General features: G+C 73.2%; 29 protein-coding genes. 19 read left to right on the forward strand and 10 right to left on the reverse strand.

Annotated elements, in window-relative coordinates; genetic code table 11:
* Positions 1-24 precede the first annotated feature (24 nt).
* The 3 genes from GGQ55_RS14285 (at position 25) to GGQ55_RS14295 (ending at position 2,842) form a co-directional block, all read left to right on the forward strand.
* Positions 25-891, forward strand: coding sequence for a PhzF family phenazine biosynthesis protein (locus GGQ55_RS14285; protein ID WP_179717755.1), 867 nt, complete (start codon positions 25-27; stop codon positions 889-891).
* Positions 888-1,805 carry a DMT family transporter gene (locus GGQ55_RS14290; RefSeq protein WP_246323816.1) on the forward strand — a complete coding sequence of 306 codons (918 nt, stop codon included), beginning with the start codon at positions 888-890 and terminating at the stop codon, positions 1,803-1,805. The genes GGQ55_RS14285 and GGQ55_RS14290 overlap by 4 nt, the downstream gene beginning before the upstream one ends.
* A gap of 83 nt (positions 1,806-1,888) precedes the next feature.
* Positions 1,889-2,842: an HpcH/HpaI aldolase/citrate lyase family protein gene (locus GGQ55_RS14295; protein WP_179717757.1), complete on the forward strand. Its 954-nt coding sequence runs from the start codon at positions 1,889-1,891 to the stop codon at positions 2,840-2,842.
* Between the two features lie 46 nt (positions 2,843-2,888).
* Here the strand turns inward: GGQ55_RS14295 and GGQ55_RS14300 are convergent, their stop codons facing one another.
* Complete coding sequence (locus GGQ55_RS14300) at positions 2,889-3,194, reverse strand: DUF4190 domain-containing protein (RefSeq protein ID WP_179717759.1); 306 nt, start codon at positions 3,192-3,194, stop codon at positions 2,889-2,891.
* 18 nt (positions 3,195-3,212) lie between these two features.
* Positions 3,213-3,887 carry a hypothetical protein gene (locus tag GGQ55_RS14305; protein ID WP_179717761.1) on the reverse strand — a complete coding sequence of 225 codons (675 nt, stop codon included), beginning with the start codon at positions 3,885-3,887 and terminating at the stop codon, positions 3,213-3,215.
* A gap of 103 nt (positions 3,888-3,990) precedes the next feature.
* Between GGQ55_RS14305 and GGQ55_RS14310 the strand changes: the two genes are divergently transcribed.
* The gene (locus GGQ55_RS14310; RefSeq protein WP_179717763.1) at positions 3,991-5,187 is read left to right on the forward strand and encodes an acyl-CoA dehydrogenase family protein; all 1,197 of its coding nucleotides are present in this window, start codon (positions 3,991-3,993) and stop codon (positions 5,185-5,187) included.
* Between the two features lie 56 nt (positions 5,188-5,243).
* Here the strand turns inward: GGQ55_RS14310 and GGQ55_RS14315 are convergent, their stop codons facing one another.
* Together GGQ55_RS14315 and GGQ55_RS14320 are read right to left on the reverse strand one after the other, a co-directional pair.
* Positions 5,244-7,292: a glycosyltransferase family 39 protein gene (locus tag GGQ55_RS14315; protein ID WP_179717765.1), complete on the reverse strand. Its 2,049-nt coding sequence runs from the start codon at positions 7,290-7,292 to the stop codon at positions 5,244-5,246.
* The gene (locus GGQ55_RS14320; RefSeq protein ID WP_179717767.1) at positions 7,289-8,563 is read right to left on the reverse strand and encodes a bifunctional glycosyltransferase family 2/GtrA family protein; all 1,275 of its coding nucleotides are present in this window, start codon (positions 8,561-8,563) and stop codon (positions 7,289-7,291) included. The genes GGQ55_RS14315 and GGQ55_RS14320 overlap by 4 nt, the downstream gene beginning before the upstream one ends.
* Before the next feature lie 102 nt (positions 8,564-8,665).
* On the opposite strand from GGQ55_RS14320, the gene GGQ55_RS14325 reads away from it, so the two are divergent.
* The 6 genes from GGQ55_RS14325 to GGQ55_RS14350 are packed head-to-tail and all read left to right on the forward strand — an operon-like array spanning position 8,666 to position 12,460.
* A complete protein-coding gene (locus GGQ55_RS14325; protein WP_179717769.1) occupies positions 8,666-9,601 on the forward strand; it encodes an NADP-dependent oxidoreductase in 936 nt (311 codons plus the stop codon).
* 19 nt (positions 9,602-9,620) lie between these two features.
* Positions 9,621-9,953, forward strand: coding sequence for an EthD family reductase (locus tag GGQ55_RS14330; RefSeq protein WP_179717770.1), 333 nt, complete (start codon positions 9,621-9,623; stop codon positions 9,951-9,953).
* Positions 9,950-11,491, forward strand: a complete 1,542-nt coding sequence (locus tag GGQ55_RS14335; RefSeq protein ID WP_179717772.1) for an acetolactate synthase large subunit — start codon at positions 9,950-9,952, stop codon at positions 11,489-11,491. Before GGQ55_RS14330 ends, GGQ55_RS14335 begins: the two co-directional genes overlap by 4 nt.
* A gap of 55 nt (positions 11,492-11,546) precedes the next feature.
* Entirely contained in the window at positions 11,547-11,870 is a 324-nt protein-coding gene (locus tag GGQ55_RS14340) for a PadR family transcriptional regulator (protein WP_218859280.1), read from the forward strand.
* Positions 11,867-12,040, forward strand: coding sequence for a hypothetical protein (locus tag GGQ55_RS14345; protein WP_179717774.1), 174 nt, complete (start codon positions 11,867-11,869; stop codon positions 12,038-12,040). Before GGQ55_RS14340 ends, GGQ55_RS14345 begins: the two co-directional genes overlap by 4 nt.
* A gap of 21 nt (positions 12,041-12,061) precedes the next feature.
* Positions 12,062-12,460 (forward strand): hypothetical protein, encoded by a 399-nt coding sequence (locus tag GGQ55_RS14350; RefSeq protein WP_179717776.1) that lies wholly within the window; start codon positions 12,062-12,064, stop codon positions 12,458-12,460.
* A gap of 23 nt (positions 12,461-12,483) precedes the next feature.
* Here the strand turns inward: GGQ55_RS14350 and GGQ55_RS14355 are convergent, their stop codons facing one another.
* Complete coding sequence (locus GGQ55_RS14355) at positions 12,484-12,630, reverse strand: hypothetical protein (RefSeq protein WP_179717778.1); 147 nt, start codon at positions 12,628-12,630, stop codon at positions 12,484-12,486.
* Between the two features lie 95 nt (positions 12,631-12,725).
* On the opposite strand from GGQ55_RS14355, the gene GGQ55_RS14360 reads away from it, so the two are divergent.
* The 4 genes from GGQ55_RS14360 (at position 12,726) to GGQ55_RS28445 (ending at position 15,578) form a co-directional block, all read left to right on the forward strand.
* On the forward strand, positions 12,726-13,115 hold the full coding sequence (locus GGQ55_RS14360; protein WP_179717780.1) for a VOC family protein: 390 nt from the start codon (positions 12,726-12,728) through the stop codon (positions 13,113-13,115).
* A gap of 72 nt (positions 13,116-13,187) precedes the next feature.
* Complete coding sequence (locus GGQ55_RS14365) at positions 13,188-13,658, forward strand: YeeE/YedE family protein (protein WP_179717782.1); 471 nt, start codon at positions 13,188-13,190, stop codon at positions 13,656-13,658.
* A complete protein-coding gene (locus tag GGQ55_RS14370) occupies positions 13,655-14,110 on the forward strand; it encodes a DUF6691 family protein (protein ID WP_179717784.1) in 456 nt (151 codons plus the stop codon). Before GGQ55_RS14365 ends, GGQ55_RS14370 begins: the two co-directional genes overlap by 4 nt.
* Positions 14,111-14,279: 169 nt before the next feature.
* Positions 14,280-15,578, forward strand: a complete 1,299-nt coding sequence (locus GGQ55_RS28445; RefSeq protein WP_366489331.1) for a C40 family peptidase — start codon at positions 14,280-14,282, stop codon at positions 15,576-15,578.
* A 20-nt stretch (positions 15,579-15,598) separates the two neighbouring features.
* On the opposite strand, the gene GGQ55_RS14380 is transcribed toward GGQ55_RS28445, so the two are convergent.
* Both GGQ55_RS14380 and GGQ55_RS14385 read right to left on the reverse strand, forming a co-directional pair.
* Entirely contained in the window at positions 15,599-15,841 is a 243-nt protein-coding gene (locus GGQ55_RS14380; protein ID WP_179717786.1) for a hypothetical protein, read from the reverse strand.
* Entirely contained in the window at positions 15,838-16,506 is a 669-nt protein-coding gene (locus GGQ55_RS14385) for a hypothetical protein (RefSeq protein ID WP_179717788.1), read from the reverse strand. Before GGQ55_RS14385 ends, GGQ55_RS14380 begins: the two co-directional genes overlap by 4 nt.
* 65 nt (positions 16,507-16,571) lie before the next feature.
* On the opposite strand from GGQ55_RS14385, the gene GGQ55_RS14390 reads away from it, so the two are divergent.
* The 4 genes from GGQ55_RS14390 to GGQ55_RS14400 all read left to right on the forward strand — a co-directional run bounded on the left by GGQ55_RS14390 (position 16,572) and on the right by GGQ55_RS14400 (position 19,090).
* Complete coding sequence (locus GGQ55_RS14390) at positions 16,572-17,525, forward strand: glycoside hydrolase family 18 protein (protein ID WP_179717790.1); 954 nt, start codon at positions 16,572-16,574, stop codon at positions 17,523-17,525.
* A gap of 150 nt (positions 17,526-17,675) precedes the next feature.
* The gene (locus tag GGQ55_RS27855) at positions 17,676-17,801 is read left to right on the forward strand and encodes a hypothetical protein (RefSeq protein WP_281371306.1); all 126 of its coding nucleotides are present in this window, start codon (positions 17,676-17,678) and stop codon (positions 17,799-17,801) included.
* 186 nt (positions 17,802-17,987) lie between these two features.
* Positions 17,988-18,326, forward strand: coding sequence for an S-adenosylmethionine decarboxylase (locus GGQ55_RS27860; protein ID WP_366489334.1), 339 nt, complete (start codon positions 17,988-17,990; stop codon positions 18,324-18,326).
* 5 nt (positions 18,327-18,331) lie between these two features.
* Positions 18,332-19,090, forward strand: coding sequence for a GNAT family N-acetyltransferase (locus GGQ55_RS14400; protein WP_179717792.1), 759 nt, complete (start codon positions 18,332-18,334; stop codon positions 19,088-19,090).
* A 3-nt stretch (positions 19,091-19,093) separates the two neighbouring features.
* On the opposite strand, the gene GGQ55_RS14405 is transcribed toward GGQ55_RS14400, so the two are convergent.
* Positions 19,094-19,666: a hypothetical protein gene (locus GGQ55_RS14405; protein ID WP_179717794.1), complete on the reverse strand. Its 573-nt coding sequence runs from the start codon at positions 19,664-19,666 to the stop codon at positions 19,094-19,096.
* 36 nt (positions 19,667-19,702) lie between these two features.
* On the opposite strand from GGQ55_RS14405, the gene GGQ55_RS14410 reads away from it, so the two are divergent.
* A complete protein-coding gene (locus tag GGQ55_RS14410; protein WP_179717796.1) occupies positions 19,703-20,539 on the forward strand; it encodes a hypothetical protein in 837 nt (278 codons plus the stop codon).
* Positions 20,540-20,545: 6 nt separating this feature from the next.
* Here the strand turns inward: GGQ55_RS14410 and GGQ55_RS14415 are convergent, their stop codons facing one another.
* On the reverse strand, positions 20,546-22,099 hold the full coding sequence (locus GGQ55_RS14415) for a GAF domain-containing protein (RefSeq protein ID WP_179717798.1): 1,554 nt from the start codon (positions 22,097-22,099) through the stop codon (positions 20,546-20,548).
* 119 nt (positions 22,100-22,218) lie between these two features.
* Entirely contained in the window at positions 22,219-22,737 is a 519-nt protein-coding gene (locus GGQ55_RS14420; RefSeq protein WP_246324537.1) for a QsdR family transcriptional regulator, read from the reverse strand.
* Positions 22,738-22,956: the final 219 nt, after the last annotated feature.

Raw genomic sequence — 22,956 nt, forward strand, 5'->3', positions numbered from 1 at the left:
GGGGCGAAGGCTACCGTCGGCGCCGTGACGGGCCCTGAGCTGCAGTACGAGGTGGTCGACGTCTTCGCCCCGCGGGCCTACGCGGGCAACCCGCTGGCCGTCGTCTTCGATGCCGACGAGCTCACCACCGAGCAGTGCCAGGCGCTCGCCTTCGAGTTCCACCTGTCGGAGACGTCGTTCCTCATGGCTCCGACCGAGGACGGCGCCGACTACAAGGTCCGGATCTTCACCCCGTACGCCGAGCTGCCCTTCGCCGGGCACCCGAGCGTCGGGGCGGCGCACACGCTGGTCCGCTCCGGGCGGCTGCCTACTGGCACGGTGCACCAGGAGTGCGGCGCCGGCGTGCTGCCGATCGCGGTGACCGAGGACGGCGCGACGCTGACCGGAGGCCGCCCGACGCTGGAGGACGGCCCCGACCCCGCGGTGCTGGCCGAGGCGATGGGGCTGTCGGCGGCCGACGCGGTCGGTCTGCCCGCCCACGTCGCCGGCTGCGGCCTGCCGTGGACCTTCCTGGCCGTGCGCCCGGAGGTGGTCGACGAGGCGCGTCCCGACTCCGCAGCGCTCGGCGAGATCGGGCTGGGCGAGGGTGTCGTGGTCTTCGCGTGGACGGCGCAGACGGCGACCTCCTACGCACGGGCCTTCGCCCACGACCTGGAGTGGGGCGAGGACCCGGCGACCGGATCGGCCGCCCTGGGCGCCGGCGTGTGGCTGGTCGCCAACGAGCTCGTCTCCCCGGACGGGACGTCGTCCTACACGATCCGCCAGGGCGAGTGGATGGGCCGCCCGTCCGTGCTGAACTGCACGGTCACCGCGCGCGGTGGCCAGGCGCAGTCGGCCACCGTGCAGGGCGCCGTCGTCCCGGTGGCCGCGGGCCGCATCCGCGTCCCTTGAGCGCTCCGTCGGCGTGGGAGCTGCGCCGGCCGGGGGGCCGCGAGTTCGCGCTGATGGCCGTCGGCGTGGTCGGCATCTCGCTGTCCGGCCCGCTCACCGCGCTGGTCACCGCCCCCGCGCTGGCCATCGCCTTCTGGCGCAACGCCGCCGGGGCGGTCCTGCTCACGCCGGTGCTGGCCACCCGGGAGCGCGCGACGCTGCGCGGGCTGCGGCTGCGGCACCTGGGCAGCTCGGTGGTCGCGGGGCTGTTCCTCGCGGCCCACTTCGCGGCGTGGCTGCCGAGCCTGTCGATGACCTCGATCGGCGCGTCGGTCGCGCTGGTCACCACGACGCCGATCTGGACGGCGCTGGCCGCGCGGATCAGCGGGGTGCGGCTACCGGCGCAGGTGTGGTGGGGACTGGCGCTGGCGATCCTCGGGGCCGCGCTCATCGCCGGCGTCGACGTCACCGTGAGCCTGGAGGCGCTGGCCGGTGACGGGCTGGCCACGCTGGGGGCGATCTGCGCCGCCGGCTACGTGCTGGCCGGGGCGCGCGCCCGGGAGCGGCTGGCCACCTCGGCCTACACGGTCATCTGCTACTCGGTCTGTGCGGTCGTGGTCGCGGTCGCGGCGCTGCTCGTCGGGGATCCGCTGGCCGGGTTCTCCACGCGGGACTGGCTGCTGCTGGCCGCGATCACGGTGTGCGCGCAGCTGCTCGGCCACACGGTGTTCAACCTCGTGCTCTCCTCGGTCGGCCCGACCGTGGTCAGCCTGGCGATCCTGCTCGAGGTGCCGGGTGCGCTGATCGTGGCGCTGGTGCTGCTGCAGCAGGCGCCGCCGCTGCTCGCGCTGCCCGGCATGGCCGCCGTCGTCGCCGGGGTGGCGCTCGTCGTCCGGGCGAGCAAGCCGCAGACCCTCGTCGAGCCGGGCACGTGAGGCCTTGATCACGTCGAGGCGCGCGCTCTGAGCGCCGTCACTACTCTCCGGTAGCAAGTCGAACTCAGGAGGTATGAGGCACCGTGGCCGAGCTCCGATCCCGCCGTTCCAACCTCGCCGTCCCCGGCAGCAACCCGCGCTTCCTGGAGAAGGCGAAGGGCCTGCCCGCCGACCAGGTGTTCCTCGACCTGGAGGACGCGTGCGCGCCGCTGGCCAAGCCGGGCGCGCGCAAGAACATCGTGGCGGCGCTGAACGAGGGCGGCTGGGGCGACAAGATCCGCACGGTCCGGGTCAACGACTGGACGACGGAGTGGACCTACCACGACGTGATCGAGGTCGTGGAGGGCGCGGGCGCCGAGCTCGACTGCATCATGCTGCCCAAGGTCGCCGACGCCGCGCAGGTGCGGGCGCTGGACTTCCTGCTCACCCAGATCGAGAAGTCCAACGGCCTCGAGGTCGGGCGGATCGGCATCGAGGCGCAGATCGAGACCGCCGAGGGCCTGATCAACGTCAACGACATCGCGTTCGCCAGCCCGCGGATCGAGACGATCATCTTCGGCCCGGCCGACTTCATGGCCTCGATCGGCATGCGGTCGCTGGTCGTGGGCGCGCTGCACCCCGACTACCCGGGCGACCCGTTCCACTACATCCTCATGCAGATCCTCATGGCCGCCCGCGCCCGTGGCGTGCAGGCCATCGACGGCCCGTTCCTGCAGGTCCGCGACGTGGACGCGTTCCGCGAGGTGGCCAAGCGCTCGGCGGTGCTGGGCTTCGACGGCAAGTGGGTGCTGCACCCCGGCCAGATCGACGCGGCGAACGAGATCTACGCGCCGAGCCAGGAGGACTACGACCACGCCGAGCTGATCCTCGACGCGTACGAGTACTACACGTCCGAGGCCGGCGGGAAGAAGGGCTCGGCGATGCTCGGCGACGAGATGATCGACGAGGCCAGCCGCAAGATGGCGCTCGTCGTCGCCGGCAAGGGCCGCGCCGCCGGCATGGAGCGCACCTCCTCCTTCACGCCCCCCGAGGACTGAGGTTTCGCGCGCTCAACCGCGCGCGGTTGAGCGCGCGAAACCGCGCTCAGGGGCCGAAGCCGTAGTTGGCCAGGGCGATCCAGCTGATGATCAGGATGACGATCATCAGCACCCAGATGCCGGTGACGATGCCGCCGATGATGATCCCGGCCAGCGCCAGCCCGTCGCCGCCCTCGCCCGTGCGCCGGATCTGCTTGCGCGCCGCGATACCGAGCCCGAGGCCGACCGGGGCGATGGTCAGCGCGCAGACCAGAGCGGCGATCGCCATCGGATTCGTCGGCGGGGCGTACACCGGGTAGGGCGGCGGATAGCCGTACCCCGGCGGCGGCGGTCCGTACTGCGGGTCGCTCATGCCGGGCAGTGTGCGGCCTCAGAGCCCGATCGCGGCGGGAGGCAGCGCGGCGAGTCGGGTGGCGATCGAGCGCCCGGCCGCCGTCGCGACCGCCGGGTCCTCACCGATCAGCACCGACAGGACGGCGCCGCGGGCCTGCGCGATGACCACCTGGACCACCCCGCCGGCCAGCTGGTACTGGAAGACGACGCTGTTCTCCGCCAGCCCGTCGGCGGCCGGCGGCTGCTGGAACGTGTACTGGTCGGCCGGGCAGCCGCTGAACGCCTGCACCAGCTCCTGGACGGCGGTGCTCGCCGCGTCCGGGCCGTCGTAGGCGATCGACTCCGACGTCATCTGCGCCGCGCCGCTGCCGTCGAGGCCGACCACCGGGAACTTGGCCACGCGGTGCGCCTCGGAGGTGAACGAGAAGCCGCAGATGCCGGCCAGGCTGGGGTTGTCCGACAGGTCGCCGTCCGGAACCGGGTTGGCCTGCACCGACCACCCGGCCGGCAGGTCCGCCGCCCGCAGCGCCACCGACAGCGCCCCGCTCTGCGGATCGGTCGCGGCGGCCGGGTCGGCGGCCGCCTCCCGCGACGCCTCGGCCTCCGCGGGCCCGGGCTCCGACGTCGCCGCCCCCGACGAGGTGGACGACGACGCCCCGCACCCGGCCAGCACGACGGCGGCGGCGAACGCGACGAGCAGCCGGCACCTCACCGCAGCGACGGTAACCGCGTGATGAGGGACACCGAGTCGCCCCGCTCGAGGTGGCCCATACTCACGGGTAACTACGGACACCGGAGTCCCGGAGGAGCGAGCGATGGCCCGACTGGCGCAGACCGCCGACCTGACCGACATCCAGCAGGAGATCCTGTCGACGGTCCGCAGCTTCGTCGACAAGGAGATCATCCCGAACGCGCAGGCCCTCGAGCACGCCGACGAGTACCCGCAGGACATCGTCGACGGGCTCAAGGAGCTGGGGGTCTTCGGGCTGACCATCCCCGAGGAGTACGGCGGCCTGGGGGAGTCGCTGCTGACCTACGCCCTGGCGGTCGAGGAGATCGCGCGCGGGTGGATGAGCGTCTCCGGCGTCATCAACACCCACTTCATCGTCGCCTACATGGTGATGCAGCACGGCACGCCGGAGCAGAAGGAGCGCCTGCTGCCGCGGATGGCCACCGGCGAGGTGCGCGGGGCGTTCTCCATGTCCGAGCCGGGGCTGGGCTCCGACGTCGCCGGCATCCGCACCAAGGCGACGAGGACCGACGACGGCTACCGCATCGACGGCCAGAAGATGTGGCTGACCAACGGCGGCTCCTCGACGCTGGTCGCCGCCCTGGTGCGCACCGACGAGGGCGCGGAGAAGCCGCACCAGAACCTCACGACCTTCCTGATCGAGAAGCCGGCCGGGTTCGGCGAGGTCGTCCCCGGGCTGACCATCCCCGGCAAGATCGACAAGATGGGCTACAAGGGCGTGGACACCACCGAGCTGGTGTTCGACGGCTACCGCGCCTCCGCCGACGACGTCCTCGGCGGCCTGCCCGGCCGGGGCTTCGCCCAGATGATGGACGGCGTCGAGGTCGGCCGGGTGAACGTGGCCGCCCGCGGCTGCGGCATCGCGATCCGCGCGTTCGAGCTGGCCATCGAGTACGCCCAGCAGCGCGAGACCTTCGGCAAGCCGATCGCCCAGCACCAGGCGATCGCGTTCAAGCTGGCCGAGATGGCGACCAAGGTCGAGGCCGCGCACGCGATGATGGTGCGCGCCGCCCGGCTCAAGGACGCCGGTGACCGCAACGACGTCGAGGCCGGCATGGCCAAGCTGCTGGCCAGCGAGTTCGCCGCCGAGGTGACCCAGGAGAGCTTCCGGATCCACGGGGGCTACGGCTACTCCAAGGAGTACGAGATCGAGCGGCTCATGCGCGAGGCGCCGTTCCTGCTCATCGGCGAGGGCACCAGCGAGATCCAGAAGACGATCATCAGCCGCGGCCTGCTCAAGGAGTACGCCCTCAAGCGCTGACCCCACTGCGGTTTCGCGCGCTTAACCACGGGTGGTTGAGCGCGCGAAACCGTGGCTCACGAGGGCTGGGTGAGGTCGTAGACCGTCACGCCGTCGACGGTCGTGGAGACGAAGTTCTTCTCCACCCAGGTGGTGATCTGCGACGAGACGCTGGTGCCGCCGACCCCGCCGAAGCCGAGGCCACCGCCGATGAACCAGTGGATCTGCCCCTCGGACACCAGCCGCTCGAACTGCGCGAGCGTCGGCGAGGGGTCGGTGCCGTTGAACCCGCCGATCGGCATGACCGGCAGCTGCGTGGCCAGCTGGTAGCCGGCGGCGTTGTTCGCCCCGACCGTGGCCGCCACCCAGGTGTAGGACGACGCGTTCTCCGACAGCGTCGACGCCAGCTCGTCGCCGACCGAGCCGGCGTCGAGCAACCCGCCCACGCCACCGAACCCGCCGGCCCGGCCGGGCACGGTCCCCGTCGTCGGCGCACCGCCGGCGTTCGGCGCCGCGCCCGGCATCATCGGCCGGATGCCGCCCCGCGCCGGCCCGAGGCCGGCCAGGCTGCGGAACCCGCCGGCCCCGAGGCCGCCGAAGCCGCGGCTCACCGTCGGGCCGGCGCTCGGGATCGACCCGGTGTGCGCGGTGGACGCCGTCTGCACCGCGTACGCGGCCGGGCCGGCCACTCCGGCGAGCACCCCGACCGCGACGACGGCCGCGGCGACCGCGCGCCCGACCCGGTCCACCACCAGGAGCCCCAGCGCCGCGAGCACGCCCGCCACGAGGACGACGTCCTTGAGCCAGGGCAGGAACTCCGCGGACCGGCTGAGCAGCACGAACGCCCACACCGCGGTGGCGGCCAGAGCGACGGCGAGCACGATCCGCGCCCAGACCTCCGCACGCCGCTGCCACAGCAGCGCGCCGCCGATGCCGACCACGGCGGCGATCGCCGGGGCCAGGGCCACCGTGTAGTACGCGTGGAAGATGCCGGCCATCAGGCTGAAGGTCAGCGCGGTGACGACCAGCCAGCCGCCCCACGTGAGCAGGGCCGCCCGGCGCCGGTCGGTCCGCGGCGCGCGGCCGACGGCGACCAGCCCGCCGGCGAGCAGGACCAGCGCGGCCGGCAGCAGCCAGGAGATCTGGCCGCCGATCTCGGTGTCGAACAGCCGGGTCAGGCCGGTCTCGCCCCAGCCGCCCCCGCCGAAGCCGCCGCCGACGCTGCCCCTCTCGTCACCGGTGAGCCGGCCGAGGCCGTTGTAGCCCCAGATCAGCTCCCACACGGAGTTGGTCTGCGAGCCGCCGATGTACGGGCGGGCCGAGGCCGGCACCAGTTCGACGATCGCGACCCACCAGCCGCCGGTTGCCACCAGCGCGGCGCCCGCGGCGAGCAGGTGCCCGATCCGCCGGCCGAGCGTGGTCGGCGCGGCGACCAGGTACACCAGCGCGAACCCGGGGACGACGAGCATCGCCTGCAGCGTCTTGGTCAGGAAGGCGAGCCCGATGAGGACGCCGACGCCGATCAGCCAGCGCAGGCCGGCCTTCTCCACCGCGCGGGTCAGCGCGTAGGCCGCCAGCGTCATCAGCAGGGTGAGCAGCGCGTCGGGGTTGTTGAACCGGAACATCAGGGCCGCGACCGGGGTCAGCGCCAGCACCGCACCGGCCAGCAGGGCGGGCAGCGGCCCGACCACCCGCCGGACGGCGAGGTAGAGCACGCCGACCGCGGCCACGCCCATCAGCGCCTCGGGAACCAGGATCGACCACGAGGACAGCCCGAACAGCCGCACCGACAGGTCCATGATCCAGAGCGCGGCGGGCGGCTTGTCGACGGTGATCGAGTTGCCGGCGTCGGAGGAGCCGTAGAAGAACGCCTCCGCGTTCGACGAGCCGGCCTGGACCGCGGCCGAGTAGAAGGCGTTGGCCCAGCCGGAGGCCCCGAGGTCCCAGAGGTAGAGCAGCCCGGTGGCGGCCAGCAGGCCGAGCAGCGACGGGCGCACCCAGCGCGGGTCGTCGTCCCGGCCCCGGAGCAACCGCTTCCCTCGCGACGACCGCGCCGGGGCCATGGGCGCGGCCGTCGCCGGCGGGAGTCCGGGCGGCGCCTCCGCGGAGCCGAGGGTGGCGGTCATCGGGCCGTCTCCATGTCGAGGACGGCGGCGCCGTCGACCGGCGTGGCCGCCCGCCGCGACCGGAAGACCCAGCCGCGGAACAGGACGAAGCGCAGCAGGGTCGCCGCGGCGTTGGCGGCGACGAGCATCAGCAGCTCCGCCGTCCGGGAGGCGCCGGGGGCCACGGAGTGCAGGACGGCGAGCGAGGCGCTGGTCAGCGCCAGCCCGAGGCCGAAGACGACGAGGCCCTGGGCGTGCTGCACGGCGGCCCCGGTGCTGCCGCGGATGCCGAACGTGATCCGCCGGTTGGCGGCGGTGTTCGCGATCGCGGTGAGCAGCAGCGCGGTGAAGTTGGCCGCCTGGGCGCCCAGCGCCGGGTGCAGCACGAGGAAGATCAGCAGGTAGGCCAGCGTGGACAGCACGCCGATGACGGCGAAGCGGAGCAGCTGGGCGACCAGGCCGGGTGGCACCCCGGGCACCGGGTCGGGCAGCGGTTGGCGGCCGATCTGCGCGCGCAGCTCGGCCACCGGCAGCCGGCCGGTGGCGAACGCGCGCAGCATGCGGGCGATACCGGCGAGGTCGGCCTTCGCCGTCTTGACGATGTCGACCCGGCTGTCGGGGTCGTCGACCCAGTCGACGGGCACCTCGTGGATGCGCAGCCCGGAGCGCTCGGCGAGCACGAGCAGCTCGGTGTCGAAGAACCAGCCGGTGTCCTCGACCAGCGGCAGCAGCCGCCGGGCGACGTCGCCGCGGATCGCCTTGAACCCGCACTGCGCGTCCGACAGCGAGGTGGCCAGCGCACCGCGCAGCAGCAGGTTGTAGCTACGGCTGATCACCTCGCGCTTGAGGCCGCGCACGACGCGCGAGGAGCGGGAGAGCCGGGTGCCGATCGCCAGGTCGGAGTGCCCGCTGATCAGCGGTGCGACCAGGGGGAGCAGGGCGGCGAGGTCGGTGGACAGGTCGACGTCCATGTAGACCAGCACCGGGGCGTCCGAGGCGAGCCAGACCTCTCGCAGCGCCCGGCCACGGCCCGGCTCGAGCAGCACCTTCACCTCGATGCCGGGCAGCTCCGCGGCGACCCGCTCGGCGACCGCGAGGGTGCCGTCGGTGCTGGCGTTCTCGGCGACGGTGATCCGGAACGGCCAGGGCAGCGTGGTCAGGTAGGCGTGCAGCCGGCGCAGGCACGGCTCGAGGTCGGTCTCCTCGTCGTGCACGGGGACCACGACGTCGAGGGTGGGCGCCACCGGTCCCGGGTCGTCACGGCGGCCGGAGGCGCTCTCGGTCAGCGTCATGGTGCTCACGGTCGGGGGCTGAGCTGGACCGGAGCAGGAGAGGGGCTGTGCGTTCACTGTGGAACGAGTCGTCACGGAATGCGATCGGGTAGAGAGGACGGCATGCGCGCAGCCGGGGTGACCGAGTTCGGCGGGCCGGAGGCCCTGCACATCGTCGAGGTGCCGGAGGAGCACGCCGGGCCGGGGCAGGTGCGGCTGCGGGTGAGCGCGGCGACGGTCAACCCGACCGACACCTACCTCGTCCTGGGCGTCTACGCCGACCGCGACCCGGTGAAGAACCCGCCGTGGGTGCCCGGGATGGACGTCGCCGGCGTCGTCGACGAGGTGGGGGAGGGCGTCGAGCACGTCGTCGTCGGTGACGCGGTGATGGGCGTCGTCGTCCCGTCCGGCGCCCACGGCGGGTACCGGGAGAGCCTCGTGCTTCCTGGCGACTCCGTCGTCCACGCGCCGAAGAACGCCACCGACGTCGAGGCGGCCACCCTGCCGATGAACGCGCTGACCGCCCGGTTCTCCCTCGACCTCATGGGTTTGCGGCCCGGGCAGGTGCTCGCGGTCACCGGCGCGGCCGGCGCGTACGGCGGGTACGTCGTCCAGCTGGCCAAGGCCGACGGGCTCACCGTCGTCGCCGACGCGTCGCAGGCCGACGAGCAGCTGGTCCGCGACCTGGGTGCCGACGTCGTCGTCCGGCGCGGCGACGACGTCGCCGCGCGGATCCGCGAGCGGTTCCCGGACGGCGTCGACGGGCTGGCCGACGGCGCGGTGCAGGACGCCCTGGTGCTGCCCGCCGTCCGCGACGGGGGAGCGGTGGCGACCGTCCGCGGCTACCGCGGGGACGGGCAGCGGGACCTGCGGGTGTTCCCGACGCTGGTCCGCAAGGTGGCGCAGGACCGCGCCGCGCTGGACCGGCTGCGCCAGCAGGCGGAGGACGGCGTCGTCACCCTGCGCGTCAACCGGGCGCTGCCGGCGGAGGAGGCGGCCGAGGCGCACCGGCTGCTCGCAGGCGGCGGGATCCGCGGCCGGCTGGTGCTCACCTTCTGAGGCTGATTGGCTGGCCGGCATGGTGCATCGACTTCTCGTCAGCTACGGCAAGCCCGAGGACCCCGGGGCGTTCGACGACTACTACCGCGACACCCACGCGCCGCTGGTGACGGAGCTGCCCGGCCTGATCGGGTTCCGGATCGGCCACGCGCAGCCGATGGATCCCTCGCAGCCGGGGCCGTACCTGGTCGCGGAGCTGGATTTCGAGTCGGAGCAGGCGATGGGCGCCTCCTTCGCCTCCAACGAGGGCAAGGCCGCGGCCGCCGACATCGGGAACTTCGCCAGCGGCGGCGCCACCATGTCGCACTTCGACGTCCACGACATCCTGGTCGGCCTGCCCGAGATGCCGTGAACGGCGCGCAGGCACTGCTCCGCACACTGGTCGGCGCGGGGGTGGACGTCTGCTTCGCCAACCCCGGCACCTCGGAGATGCACTTCGTCGCCGCTCTGGACGACGTCCCCGAGATGCGCGCCGTGCTGACCCTGTTCGAGGGGGTCGCCACCGGCGCGGCCGACGGCTACGCCCGCATGGCCGGGCGGCCCGCGGCCAGCCTGCTGCACCTCGGGCCGGGCATGGGCAACGGGCTGGCCAACCTGCACAACGCCCGCCGGGGACGCACGCCGCTGGTCAACGTCGTCGGCGACCACGCCCGCTCGCACAAGCGGCTGGACGCGCCGCTGGAATCCGACATCGACGCGGTCGCCGGCACCTTCTCCACGTGGGTGCGCCGGTCGCTCCGCCCGGCCGACGTCGGAGCGGACGCCGCCGACGCGGTGGCCGCGGCCGGTGCCGGGGGCATCGCCACGCTGATCCTGCCGGCCGACGTCTCGTGGTCCGACGGCGCCGAGCCGGCCGATCCGGTGCCGGGGCGCCCCGCACCGCGGCCGGGCCCGGAGGCGGTGGAGGCGGCCGCGACCGCGCTGAGCTCGGGGGAGCCGTCGGTGCTGTTCCTCGGCGGGGACGCCGTCCGGGAGGCCGGGCAGCTGCTGGCCGCGCGGATCACCGCCGCGACCGGTGCCCGGTTGCTGTGCGAGACGTTCCCGGCGCGGCTGCCGCGCGGTGCCGGCCTGCCCGACCTGCCGAAGCTGCCGTACCCGCCGGAGATGGCGATCGCGGCGCTGGCCGGCACGAAGCACCTGGTGGTCGCCGGGACGACGGCGCCGGTGCACTTCTTCGGCTACCCGGGTGTGCCCGGCACCCCCGTGCCCGACGACTGCACCGTGCACGTGCTCGCCGCACCGGGGGAGGACGGCGTCGCCGCGCTGGAGGCGCTGGCCGACCGGGTCGCCGACGGCGCCGAACCGCAGCTGCTCGAGGCGTCACGGCCGGAGCTGCCCACCGGAGCGCTGACCCCGCGCACCCTGTCGGCGGTGGTCGGCGCGCTGCTGCCCGAGGACGCGATCGTCGTCGACGAGGCGCTGACCTCCGGTGTCGGCCTGGCCGAGCTCACCTCCGGCGCGCCGCGGCACGACTGGCTGTCGCTGACCGGCGGCGCGATCGGCGACGGCCTGCCGATGGCGGCCGGCGCGGCGATCGCCTGCCCGGGCCGGAAGGTGCTCGGCCTGCAGGCCGACGGCAGCGCCATGTACACCATCTCGGCGCTCTGGACCCACGCCCGCGAGCAGCTCGACGTCACCACCGTCGTCTGCAACAACGGCTCGTACGCGATCCTCGAGCACGAGCTGGCCCGCGTCGGCGCGACCGGCAACGGCAAGCGCGCCGGCCAGCTGCTCGACCTCGGCGGCCCCGACCTCGACTTCGTCGCGCTGGCCGGCGGCATGGGTGTGCCGGCCACGCGTGCCGAGACCGCGGAGCAGCTCGCCGACCAGCTGCGGCGAGCTCTGGCCGAACCCGGCCCGCACCTCATCGACGCCGTCCTGGACCGGTAGTTCGCCCGCGCAACCATGGTTGAGCTCTACCTAGGGGGCTAGGTAGAGTTCGAGCATGGGTGGCGGACCCCGGATGACGATCCCGACCCGGCTGGTGCTGGAAGCGCTCGTGGGCGCCTCCGACCGCGAGCTCTACGGGGTCGAGATCGGTGAGCTCGCCACCCTGCGCAGCGGCACCGTGCACCCGATCCTCGCCCGGCTCGAGGGCGTGGGCTGGCTGACCTCGCGCTGGGAGGAGATCGACCCCCAGGTCGAGGGGCGTCCGCCGCGCCGCTACTACCGGCTCACCGCCGAGGGGGCCGTGGCCGCCCGTGCGGCGCTGGCCCGGGCGCACCGGCCGGCCGTCGCCTGGCTGCGCCCGCAGGTGGGGGAGACGTGACCGCGCTGCGCTGCCGGCTCGGGCTGCACCGCTGGCAGAACCACCGGGTGGCCGACGGGCTGGTCGTGACCACCTGCCCGCTCTGCGGCCGCCAGGAGGGGCCGGTTCCCGCGGCCGAAGACCCCGGTCCGCGGATCGACCCCCGCGACATCCCGCCCGGCGGCAGCTGAGCGTCTGACCGAGGAGTCGCCATGGGGACGTCCTCGCCACCCGTCGCGGTGGCCCGGTGGGTCGTCGGTCAGGCGACGCGGGTGCTGCCTCCCGCGGACCGGGAGCGCTACCGGCGCGAGTTCGTCGCCGAGCTGCACGGGCTCTCGCCCGCCGAGCAGGCCCGGTACGTCGCCGGCCTGCTGTCCCAGGTCCTCGCCCTGCGCGCCGCGCTGGGCTCGTCGTCCGGAAGCCGGGAGATCCCCATGGGGACCACCACGCGAGCGCCGTTCCGCTGCCGCGTCCTGCGGATGCACCGCTGGACCGCGCGCGGCGCCCCGCACCACACGCACGTCCGCACGTGCCTGCGCTGCGGCTACGAGCAGGGCCCCTTCAACACGCCCGACGAGAGCCCGACCAGGAACTACCTGACGGGCATCTAGCGCGGCGTTCGGATCGGGTGAGGTCAGCTGCGCGAGGCCTTGCGGGGGTGCAGCAGCCGCTCCACCGCGTCGGCGGTCTGCTGCTTCTCCTTGCGCTCGATCCGCTTCGTCTTGATCGACTTGCCCGACTTCTTCGCTGAGTGGGCGTCGTGCGGGGACTTGTCGGCCATGGCGGTGCTCCCTCGTCGAGGGCTGAGGTGGCGCGGACGCTACGCCGGGGAGTGGCCGAGCGGGAGGGCCTTCCGCCGTCCCTAGGGTGACCTGCGTGTTCCGCGATCCCCAGGTGAACGTCTACGTGGCCGACGTCGAGGGCATGGCGCGCTTCTACCGCGACGTGCTCGGCTTCACCGAGACCTTCCGGACGCCGGCCGAGGGGGCGCCGGTGCACGTCGAACTGCGCATCGGCGCGCTCGTGGTCGGCATGGCCGGGATCGAGGCGGCCCGCGCGATGCACGGCATCGACGTCGGCGGGGACCGGCCGCGGGCAGAGGTGGTGCTCTGGACCGACGACGTCGACGCCGCGTTCGAGGCGGTCGTGGCCGGCGGCGCCCGGCCGCTCGCGGCGCCGCACGACTTCCTCGGCTCGGTGCGCGCCGCCTGGGTGGCCGATCCGGAGGGCAACCCGGTCGAGCTCGTCATGCGCCGGAACGGCTGAACCGGTTCGAGCCGTCTCGACAGCCGCGCCCCTCCCGGTCAGTATCTGCGCAGGTCGGCGGAGGGTGGGCGCGTGCTCGGGTGGATCGGTGGACAGCTGCCGTGGTGGATCACCGGTCCGGGTGTCGGGCTGTGCGTGGTCGCGCTCTACGGCTTGATCAACGCCCGGCTCGGCGTCTCCGGCGCCTGGCTGGCGACCTTGGCACCGGCGGAGGGCTGGCGGCCCGAGCCGTGGCGGCGCACCTTCCTCCTCGCGCTCGTCGGCGGCGCCGCGCTGGCCGCCGTGCTCGGGCCGCCGGTGAGCCTGCACGGGTACGGGCGGCTGTCGGAGGTGCTGCCGCCGGTCGCGCTGGTGCCGGTGCTGCTGCTGGTCGGGGTCGCGCTCGGGTACGGCGCGCGGTGGGCCGGGGGGTGCACGTCGGGTCACGGGATGTCCGGGTGCGCCGCCGGGTCGCCCGACAGCGTCGTGACGACGGCGACGTTCTTCACCGTGGCGGTGGCCGTCACCCTGATCCTGCACGCGCTGACCGGAGGACGGCTGTGAGCCGCGGATTCCGCTGGTCGGCGCTGGCCGTCGGCGCCGTCTTCGGATTTCTGCTGACCGTCAGCGGGCTGGGCGACTACGACACCATCCACGACGGGCTGCTGCTGCAGAACCCGTACATCTTCCTGATGATGGCCAGCGCGATGGCGGTCGCATTCGTCGGGCTGGCGCTGCTGCGCCGGCTGGGGCGGACCCGGTTCGCCGGCCGGCTCGCCCTGCCGCATTCGAAAGCCGGCCGTCGGCACGTGTACGGCGGCGCGCTGTTCGGGCTGGGATTCGGGGTGGGCGCCACCTGCCCCGGGATGACAGTGGCCATGACGACGACCGGTGGCCTCTACGGCCTCGTCGTCCTGGTCGGGCTGCTCGGCGGGCTGTGGCTGCGCGGCGCGACCGAACGCCGGCAGTCGCGGCCGGTGAGCACCGAATCGGAGATCCGCGAACCGGTCGGCTGACCATTTCGTAGCCCCATCGCCATTGCGCGGTCCCCATGTCGACATGGGGACCGCGCAATGGCGATCAACGTCGTCCGAAAAAACTTCTCAAGCATTCACCCGAACGAGTCGATTCATTCCTCGAAGGCATTCAGCCGAATGCCGAAGAGAAATGAAGGAGTCGATTTCGGTGCGGCAGCGGATCGAGACGAATGCGGGACGACGGGGCGCCCTTAGTTGGGCCGGCCGCGTCACCGGGGTCGCCGTGGTGGCCCTCGTCGGCGTCGGCATCGCCCCGGGTGTGGCCTCCGCCCGCCCGCACAACCCGAGTGACACCCAGATCCAGCAGGCGCAGGCCGCCGCGGACCAGGCCGCCGCGCAGGTGGGCCAGCTCTCCGCGCAGCTCGCCGCCGCCCAGGCGCAGGTCGACGCCGCCTCGGCGCAGGCCAACATCGCCCTCGACGCGTTCCAGGCCAAGCAGGCCGAGTACGAGCAGGCCCAGGCCGCCTCCCAGGCCGCCGACGCCGCCGCCCAGCAGGCGCAGGCCGACCTCGACGTCGCCCGCGCCGACGTCGCCTCGTTCGCCCGCACCAGCTACATGTCCGGCAGCACGTCGTCCCGGATCACCGCGGTGCTGACCTCCGGCAGCCCCGCCCAGATGATCGAGCGCAACGCGCTGCTCGACGCGGTCGGCGGCGACCGCTCCGACGTGCTCGACCGCGTGACCGTCGTCGAGCACCAGGCCGAGCAGGCGCAGGGCGCCGCGCAGGCCGCGCTCACCACGGCCGACCAGCTCAAGACCCAGGCCGCCGACGCGCTGGCCTCGGCGAACGCCCTCGAGACCAGCGCCCGCCAGCAGGCGGCGACGTTCGAGACGCAGACCGCCGCGATGCAGGCCCAGCTGGCCACCGCCCAGCAGACCCTGGCCGGCCTGCAGGGCCAGCGCGCCGCGTCGAACACCTACGACCAGCAGCAGGCCGCCGCCGCTGCGGCTGCCGCGGCCGCTGCGGCCGCCGCGCAGCAGAACGAGCCGGCCGACGACACCCCGGACAACGCCAGCGACGCCGGCTCCGGCTCGTCGTCGGAGGCCGAGGACGCGATCGCCGCTGCCTCGCGCTGGATCGGCACCCGCTACGCCTGGGGCGGCGGGTCGCTGTCCGGCCCGAGTGCCGGCATCGGCATCGACGCCGGCGTCGTCGGCTTCGACTGCTCGGGGCTGACCCGGTACGCCTACTACCAGGCCGGCATCTCCATCCCGCGCAACAGCATCGCCCAGTACAAGGCGCTGCCGAAGGTGTCGCGGAACAACCTGCAGCGCGGTGACCTGGTCTTCTGGGCCACCAACACCGGCAACGCCAACACGATCCACCACGTCGCCATCTGGCTCGGGGACGGCACCATCCTCGAGGCGCCGGAGAGCGGCAAGAACGTCCGCATCACCTCGATGCGGTGGTCCGGCTTCATCGGCGGGGCTCGCCCGAGCGCCTGAGCCGCGCGGCGACCGGGTCCTCAGCTCCCCGTGCGGGAGCTGAGGACCCCTCGCACGGAGCGGTCGGACAGGACCGACCAGCGGGACAGCCACGACAGCACCGAGCCGACCGACAGCGACGACCCGACGGAGAACGCCGAGCAGAACGAGCCGATGCTGCCGATCGAGGCGAACGAGCCCACGCTGCCGATCGACAGCACCGAGCCGCGCGACCCGATCGACAGGAACGAGTCCTCCGACCAGAGGGACAGCCGCGAGCTCATGGCAACCGCCCCAGCCGGCCGTCCGGTGACCAGTAGTCGGTCTCGGCCCGGGTGGCGGCGGCGCTGATCTCGCGGTGCCGCCGCTCGTAGATCCCGCCCGGCCCCTGAACCGTCCGGACCCGGTCGGCGATCTGCCGGGCCGCCCGTCCGGCCCGGGAGGCGGCGAGCAGGTCCCACTCGTGCCGCCACTCCTCCTCGGTCTTGGGGGCGCCGAACGCGGTCGACCAGGTGCCCAGCCGGCGCACCGTGCCGATCTGCAGGAAGCGCCGGGAGCCGTCGTCCAGCCAGATCAGCAGCCGCCACTCGGCGGTCGAGCTCTGCGGCGAGAGGTAGTAGCGCAGCCCGACCCCGCAGACGTCGGCCAGCTCAATGGTCTGCCAGCCGCGCAGGAAGTTGGGCAGCAGCAGCCGGGTCGTGGTCAGCACCGGTCCGGTGGTCCCGAGGCGGACGAAGCCCACGGCGAGCGGGACCAGCAGCAGCACGATCGGGGCGACGACGGCGACCGGGAGCTGCGAGTGCACGTAGAGGCCGCCGGCCACCGCGCCGAGGATGGCCAGGACGACGGTGCCGAGGGTCACGTAGCCGCCGATGGCGAGCTGCCGCTTCGCGGGGAACGTCTCGACGACGGCGTCACCGGGCGGGAGCGGTGGAGAGGCGGTGGCCACGGCGGCGGATTGTGCTCGTGCGCCGGCCGTCGCGGAACGGCCTCCTGCGCGTCATGCTGCCGGCCATGCACCGGCGACCGCGACGGCGGGTGGGCGTCCTGGTGCTGGCCGTCGTCGTCGTGGCGCTGGGGATCGTCGGACTGACGGCGGAGTCGCTGGGGGAGCCGCACCCCGCCGAGACCGCCGACGTCGAGGCGGCGCCCACGGCCGGGCCGCCGTCGCCGTACGCGGGGGTGGGCACCTGGCTGTCGCGGTACCGCTTCACCCGCGAGTTCGGCGGCCCGACGCCGCCGGTGACGCCGGCCGACGTCGACACCATGGCCGCCGCCGGGGTGCAGGCCCTCTACCTGCAGCCGGCCGCGGACGACCCGAAGTACCCCGACCTCCTGAGCCCCGACCTGCTCGAGCAGTTCCTGACCCGCGCGCACCACCACGGGATGCAGGTGGTCGCCTGGTACCTGCCGCACTTCACCGACACCGCCGCCGATCTCCGGCGGCTGGAGCAGATGGTCGCGTTCGGGTTCGACGCGGTGGCGGTGGACATCGAGTTCACCGACGGCGCCGACCTGCCGGCCCGCAACGCCGCGCTGGTGGACCTCTCCCGCCGGCTGCGCGCAGCCGTGCCGGACGTCGTCCTCGGGGCGGTCGTGCTGCCGCCGGTGGTGACCGACGTGCTCAACCTCGGGTACTGGCCGCAGTTCCCGTGGGCGGAGATCCGCGACTCCTACGACGTGTGGCTGCCGATGGCGTACTGGTCGAACCGGCGCGAGCCCGAGTGGGCCGACGCCGCCCGCTACGTCGGCGAGAACGTGCGACTGCTGCGCGAGCACCTGGGCGAGGAGTGCGCCGTCGTGTCGGTGGTCGGCGGGTACGACGTCGGGCAGACGGCGGAGGACTACGCGGGGATGGCGCGGGCGGCGAGCGAGGCCGGCGCGATCGGGGTGTCGATCTACGACTGGCCGACGACGCCGTCCTCCGCCTGGGCGCCGCTGCAGGACTACGCCGCCTCGGGGTGCTAGGCCGGGGTTTCGATCGCGCTGCGTGACGATCGCCCGGAGGCTCGGTCGCCGCCACTCCGCGTGTCGTCGGTCGTGGCCTGTCGGAGTTGAGCCGGGCGGGACCGGCCACGCAGGCTGCCTCCGATGACGTCGTCCGCCCGAGGGGTTCCCGTGTCCACGCCGCAGCGTCCTGCCCTCAGGCATCCGCACGTCCGGTGGAGCCGGGCGACCCTCTTCTTCGCCGGGGTCGCGCTCTTCGACGTCCTCATCTGGACCGCGGCCGCGCTCGTCCGCTGACGTCCCTGGCGGCGTGTTGATCAACGGGGCGGTCATTAGCCCGATACGGTGATTCCCCGATAACCCACGGTGACCTTCCGGACTTTTCGGGACCGTATGGTTCCCCGGACCGGTGAGTTCACTTAGAGTCTCGTCGCTCTGCGTGACAAACACGCCGGGCCGAGCCGACTCACGGGGGACCAGCACGTGCGCGACCTTGCTCCACACATCCATCGGCAGCGCCTCGTCATCGAGGGCACGCCTGCCGACGTCATCACCGCCGAGGAGATCTCGGAGTACCTGAGCCGGTTGTCGGTCGAGCTGGACATGATCGAGATCCTGGCGCCGGTGCTGCACCAGTCCGACCTCTACGGCTGGGCCGGCTGGATCCACTGGGAGACGTCGGGCGCGCACTTCTACGCCTGGGACGACCCGAAGTTCTTCAGCGTCGACATCTACACGTGCAAGCCGTTCGCGGCGGAGGACGCCGTGACGTTCACGGAGAAGTTCTTCGCCGCCACGGAGATCGTGTTCAAGGAGTTCTGAGCGCGGTGGCCCTCGAACCGTTCGCGCTCACGCGGGTCGAGTCGTCGCGGCTGGCCCGCTCGCTGACCTCCGGTTCCGCCGGGCGCCTGTCGGCGCACCTGGCCGGTCCGGACGACGACGCGGCGCTGCTGAGCCTGCAGGTGACGGCGACCGTCTTCCACGACTCCTTCGGCAACACCCCGGAGCTGCTGCGCCGCGAGTACGCCGACCTGCTGCCGTCGATGACCCACGTGGTGGTGCTCGACAGGGTGGCGCAGGCGCCGGTGGGCGCGCTGATCCTGCAGGAGGGCCCGGCCGCGTCGCTGAAGACGGTGGTCGACGTGGCCGCACCGCCCTGGTCCCTCCCGGCCCTGCCGGCGCTGGGTCTGTCGCCGGACGACCGCAACGCCGCCGACCTGCTGGTGATGGCGGTCGACGCCGCCTTCCGCAACCGCGGCATCGCGCAGTTGCTCATGTACTCCGGCTGGGTCGCCTCGGTCGCGCGAGGTCTCGACCGGTGGACGGCGATCCTCGACGACGGCCTGCTCCGCGGCCTCGACCAGCTGACCGCCGGCGCCGTCGTCCCGATCGCCTCGTCCGCGCCCTATCTCGGATCGCCCGGCAGCACGCCGATCACGGTGCGGATGGACCCGGCCGTCGACGGTGACCTGCTGTCGCGGATGCAGCGCGTCGGCCGGCTGGCCGAGCGGACGACGGCCTTCTGCCCGCGCCTCGAGCCCGACCGCGTCGCCTTCCAGTCGCTGGCCCTGCCGGTCGCGGCCTGACCCTCAGCGTCCCCGGAGGGCGTCGACCGCGGCCTTCGTGCGGTCGTGCACCTCGTCGGTGGTCAGCCCGTCGACCGAGGCGATGAACTCGACGAACACGTCGCGGTCGGGGGCGGCGAAGTCGAAGATGCTGCGGTTGTCGGGGAAGACCTCGCGGACGAGCTGCATCGTGGCCTCGGTGAGCGCCTGGTCGTCGTCCTCGCCGTCGATCGCGGACAGGAACCCGAACCACGCACGCAGCCGCCAGCTGAGCGCCTTGGCGAAGACGACGTTGAACGGCACGCCGATGATCGGGATCGAGCCGACGATCTTGTCCCACACCAGGTCCTGGACGAGGAAGCCGACGTTCGGCTTCAGGTAGGCCTTGGCGGCTCCCTGGGTGATCTCGCCCTTGCCGTAGATCCCGCGGACCTCGCTCCACAGCTGCGCGTAGAACGGGATCGCCGCGACGTCGACGAAGAGATTCGCCGCGAAGCCGAAGAGCCCGCTCGCGCCCTGGGCGATGAGGTTGCCGGTGGCGAGCGACTGCGTCCATCGGCGTGAACTCCCTTGTGCCGCATCCGCGAGCGGGATCAATCTGGGTCCGCACGGGGCCCTGCGGAGGGAGCCGGCATGTCCGATCCCGTGACGACGAAGCCCGCGCAGGATCCCGCGCCCGCGGGGGACGGCCCGGGATGGGCCGGGCAGCTCGGATCCGTCGTCGGCACCGTGCAGAAGAGCCCGTACGCGGCCGTGCTCGCCGTCGGTCTGCTCATCGTGGTCGCCGCGTTCGTGCGCAAGGTCGGGAGCTTCGAACTGGTCGCCCAGGGATCGCAGGTGCTGACCGTCGTCGTGGGACTGGTGCTGTGCCTCGTCGGCCTGGGCGGTCCGCTGGTGGAGGCCCGGCGCTCGCACCGCAAGCTCATGGGACTGCAGAGCGGGCTGGGCTACCACGGGCCGGGGCAGGACCTGCCCGCCGAGGCGATGGACGCGGAGTTCCTGTTCAAGGCCTTCTACCTGGGCATGCCACCGGCGTTCGTCAAGCGGGTGCACCCCGGCGCGGACGGCGGCCGGGAGGCCTCCGACATCATCTTCAGCCGGCAGCTGGACCGCTTCCAGGACTCCGACGAGACGGCGCCGGTCGGCTCCGATCGGCGGGCGCTGATCAAGGCCGACCACCGCAGCGGGGACGACGCCGCCCTCGAGCACGGCCGCTCGCGGCAGGTGGAGCTGCCCGACTCCTACGTCGACGGCGACCTGTTCCCGATCCTCACGTGCAAGACCCGCTTCGAGCACGCCGGTGCGGTCTACATCGCCGGCTGGTACGTGCCGATCGAGCTGCCGAAGGTGCCCGAGGACGGCGAACTGGTCGTCAAGGAAGAGGTCCGGCAGATGCTCTTCCGCCCCGTGCCGGCGGCCCGCGGCGCGCACGTGCCGGTCGGCGCCGCCCTCAGCGAGCTCGGGAAGTAGCCGCGGTCAGCGCAGCTCGACGATGCTGCGGGTGACCGCGGACTGCTCGGTCAGCACGCCGCCGATCATCGTCTGCGTCTCGTTGATCCGTTCGACGATGTCCCGGATCGAGGCGAGCGCGGTGACGACCGCCTCGACGTCCTTCTGGATGACCGCGACCTTGGCGCCGACCTCCTCGGTGGCCTGAGCGGTCTCGCGGGCGAGCTCCTTGACCTCACCGGCGACGACGGCGAAGCCCTTGCCGGCCTCGCCGGCGCGGGCGGCCTCGATCGTGGCGTTCAGCGCGAGCAGGTTGGTCTGCTCGGCGATGCCGGTGATCGTCTTGACCACCTTGCCGATGGCGTCGCTGGACTCGCCGAGCCGGGTGACGACCTCGTTGGCCTCGGCGGCGAGCGCCTGGCCGGAGGCGGCCACCTTGGTCGCCTCGGAGACGTTGCGCTCCACCTCGTCGATGGAGGTGACCATCTCCCGGCCGGCGTCGGCGACCCGTGCCGAAGCGGCGAGCCGGTCCAGGGTCTGGGAGACGAGGAACGCGGTGTTGCGCAGCGCGTCCTTGCGGCTGTCGCTCATCACGAGGGTGCGGGTCGCGAAGAAGTCCATGGTGCCGATGACCCGGCCGTCGCTGGTGATCGGCAGGCAGACGCCGGACTTCACACCGGCGCGGCGCGCGGCCGGCGCCCGCACGCAGTCGGTGACCTCGCCCAGGTCCTCCACGAAGAGCAGGTCCCGCGCCTTCCAGGCGCGCCCGGCCAGCCCGACCCCCTCGGCGAAGGTCGCCTCGAGGGTGACCTTGCGGAACTCCGGCCCGGCGTCCCCGGACTCGAGCCCGAAGACGAGCACGCGGCGCTCGTCGTCCAGCCGCCAGAACGAGCCGTAGGCCCAGTCGAACTCGCGGCGGATCGTCTCCAGCGCGGTGGTGACGGCGCCGTCGGGGGTGGTCGCGGTGGTGAGCTCGCGGAGCAGGCTGTTCATCGCGGCGACGTCACCGGCGGCCCGCCGCTGGTCCTCGGTCTCTCGCACCCGCCCGAAGGCCTGGGACACCAGCAGGCCGACGCCCCGCAGCGCGGCCAGCCGCTCGGCCGACGGCGAGAGGGTCTCGGTGGTGAAGAAGTCCATGGTGCCGACGACCGCGCCGCCGCGGGTGATCGGAAAGCAGACGCCGCTGCGGACGCCGGCGCGCTGGGCGGCGGGCGCCCGGACGCAGTCGGTGACCTCGCCGATGTCGGGGACGAACACGAGGTCGCGGCTCTTCCAGGCACGCCCCGACAGGCCCACGCCCTCGGCGAACGAGGCGCGCAGCGTGACGTCGCGGAACTCCTGGCCGGCGTTGCCGGACTCGGCGACGAAGTGCAGGCAGTGGTCGGCGGGGTCGAGCTGCCAGTACGAGCCGTAGGCCCAGCCGAAGGACTCGCGGACGGTGTCCAGCGCTGCGCGCACCACCTCGTCGACGGTCGTGGCGGCCTGGAGCGCCGCCAGCACCCGGGTCACCGCGGTCACGTCGGACCGGGCCTCCTCGAGTGCGGCGGCGGCGAGAACGTCGGAGCGCGGTGAGCGACGCATGGGGGGAGCCCTCTCGGCTGACGCCCCTCGGCACGGAGCGAATGAGAAGGTCATCGGCCCAGACTTAACGGACTCAAGTTGACGTTCTGAGATTTTGTAACAGAACTGGATCGGCCGCCTCAGGTGCCGCCCGGACGGGTCCGCCCGGCCTCCAGCAGAGCGGTCTGCACCTGGTTGGCGGTCTGCAGCGCCACGGGACGGCCGGCCGCGAGGTCGCCGAACAGGAACGCCTCGGCCAGCTTGACCAGGGCGTAGGCGAGGTCCTCCCGGGCGATGACCGGGCGCAGCCGTCCGGCCCGCTCGTCGGACTCGATGAGCCGGAGTGTCCGCGCGATCGTGCGGGGCTGGATCGGGCCGTCCGGATCGGTGATGAGGCGCAGGGACAATTCGGGTTCGGTGTCCAAGAGGGTGCGGACGGCGCGGCTTTCCACGAGGCGCCCGTTGAATGCGCGGATCACGCGCGCACTGCGCAATTCCCCGTCGTCAGGGCGACGGTCGCCGTCCACTTCCTCCTCGCTCCTCGCCCAGGCCTGCGCGGAGAGCTGCCACAGGGCTTCGCCGATCAGCCGATCGCGGCCACCGGTGTGCCGGTGCAGCGTCATGCGCGTGACGCCGAGCTCGGTCGCCAGGCCCTGCATGTCCACCCGGCGCCCCTCGCGGATCCACTGCGCGGCGACGTCGAACGCCTGGGCGGGGTCCAGCCGGACCCTCGTCCGGTGAGGAGAGGCCTCGTCCGGCACGGCTCGATAGTGGCACGAGACGGACCATTTTCGCCGGTTCTGGACCGGCCGTGAATGCGCGGCGAAACGGGTGTGGGGCGATGTCCTGGACCGACAGCTAAATGCGCCCTGCTCGGT

It is taken from the genome of Petropleomorpha daqingensis (genome assembly GCF_013408985.1).
Taxonomy (GTDB): domain Bacteria; phylum Actinomycetota; class Actinomycetes; order Mycobacteriales; family Geodermatophilaceae; genus Petropleomorpha; species Petropleomorpha daqingensis.

Coding starts and splice junctions, on each gene's coding strand:
- GGQ55_RS14300 (WP_179717759.1), bottom strand. CDS start 3,194: ATGAGCGACCCGCAGTACGGACCGCCGCCGCCGGGGTACGGCTATCCG.
- GGQ55_RS14310 (WP_179717763.1), top strand. CDS start 3,991: ATGGCCCGACTGGCGCAGACCGCCGACCTGACCGACATCCAGCAGGAG.
- GGQ55_RS14315 (WP_179717765.1), bottom strand. CDS start 7,292: ATGACCGCCACCCTCGGCTCCGCGGAGGCGCCGCCCGGACTCCCGCCG.
- GGQ55_RS14320 (WP_179717767.1), bottom strand. CDS start 8,563: ATGACGCTGACCGAGAGCGCCTCCGGCCGCCGTGACGACCCGGGACCG.
- GGQ55_RS14325 (WP_179717769.1), top strand. CDS start 8,666: ATGCGCGCAGCCGGGGTGACCGAGTTCGGCGGGCCGGAGGCCCTGCAC.
- GGQ55_RS14330 (WP_179717770.1), top strand. CDS start 9,621: ATGGTGCATCGACTTCTCGTCAGCTACGGCAAGCCCGAGGACCCCGGG.
- GGQ55_RS14340 (WP_218859280.1), top strand. CDS start 11,547: ATGGGTGGCGGACCCCGGATGACGATCCCGACCCGGCTGGTGCTGGAA.
- GGQ55_RS14350 (WP_179717776.1), top strand. CDS start 12,062: ATGGGGACGTCCTCGCCACCCGTCGCGGTGGCCCGGTGGGTCGTCGGT.
- GGQ55_RS14355 (WP_179717778.1), bottom strand. CDS start 12,630: ATGGCCGACAAGTCCCCGCACGACGCCCACTCAGCGAAGAAGTCGGGC.
- GGQ55_RS14380 (WP_179717786.1), bottom strand. CDS start 15,841: ATGAGCTCGCGGCTGTCCCTCTGGTCGGAGGACTCGTTCCTGTCGATC.
- GGQ55_RS14390 (WP_179717790.1), top strand. CDS start 16,572: ATGCACCGGCGACCGCGACGGCGGGTGGGCGTCCTGGTGCTGGCCGTC.
- GGQ55_RS14410 (WP_179717796.1), top strand. CDS start 19,703: ATGTCCGATCCCGTGACGACGAAGCCCGCGCAGGATCCCGCGCCCGCG.
- GGQ55_RS14415 (WP_179717798.1), bottom strand. CDS start 22,099: ATGCGTCGCTCACCGCGCTCCGACGTTCTCGCCGCCGCCGCACTCGAG.
- GGQ55_RS14420 (WP_246324537.1), bottom strand. CDS start 22,737: ATGCAGGGCCTGGCGACCGAGCTCGGCGTCACGCGCATGACGCTGCAC.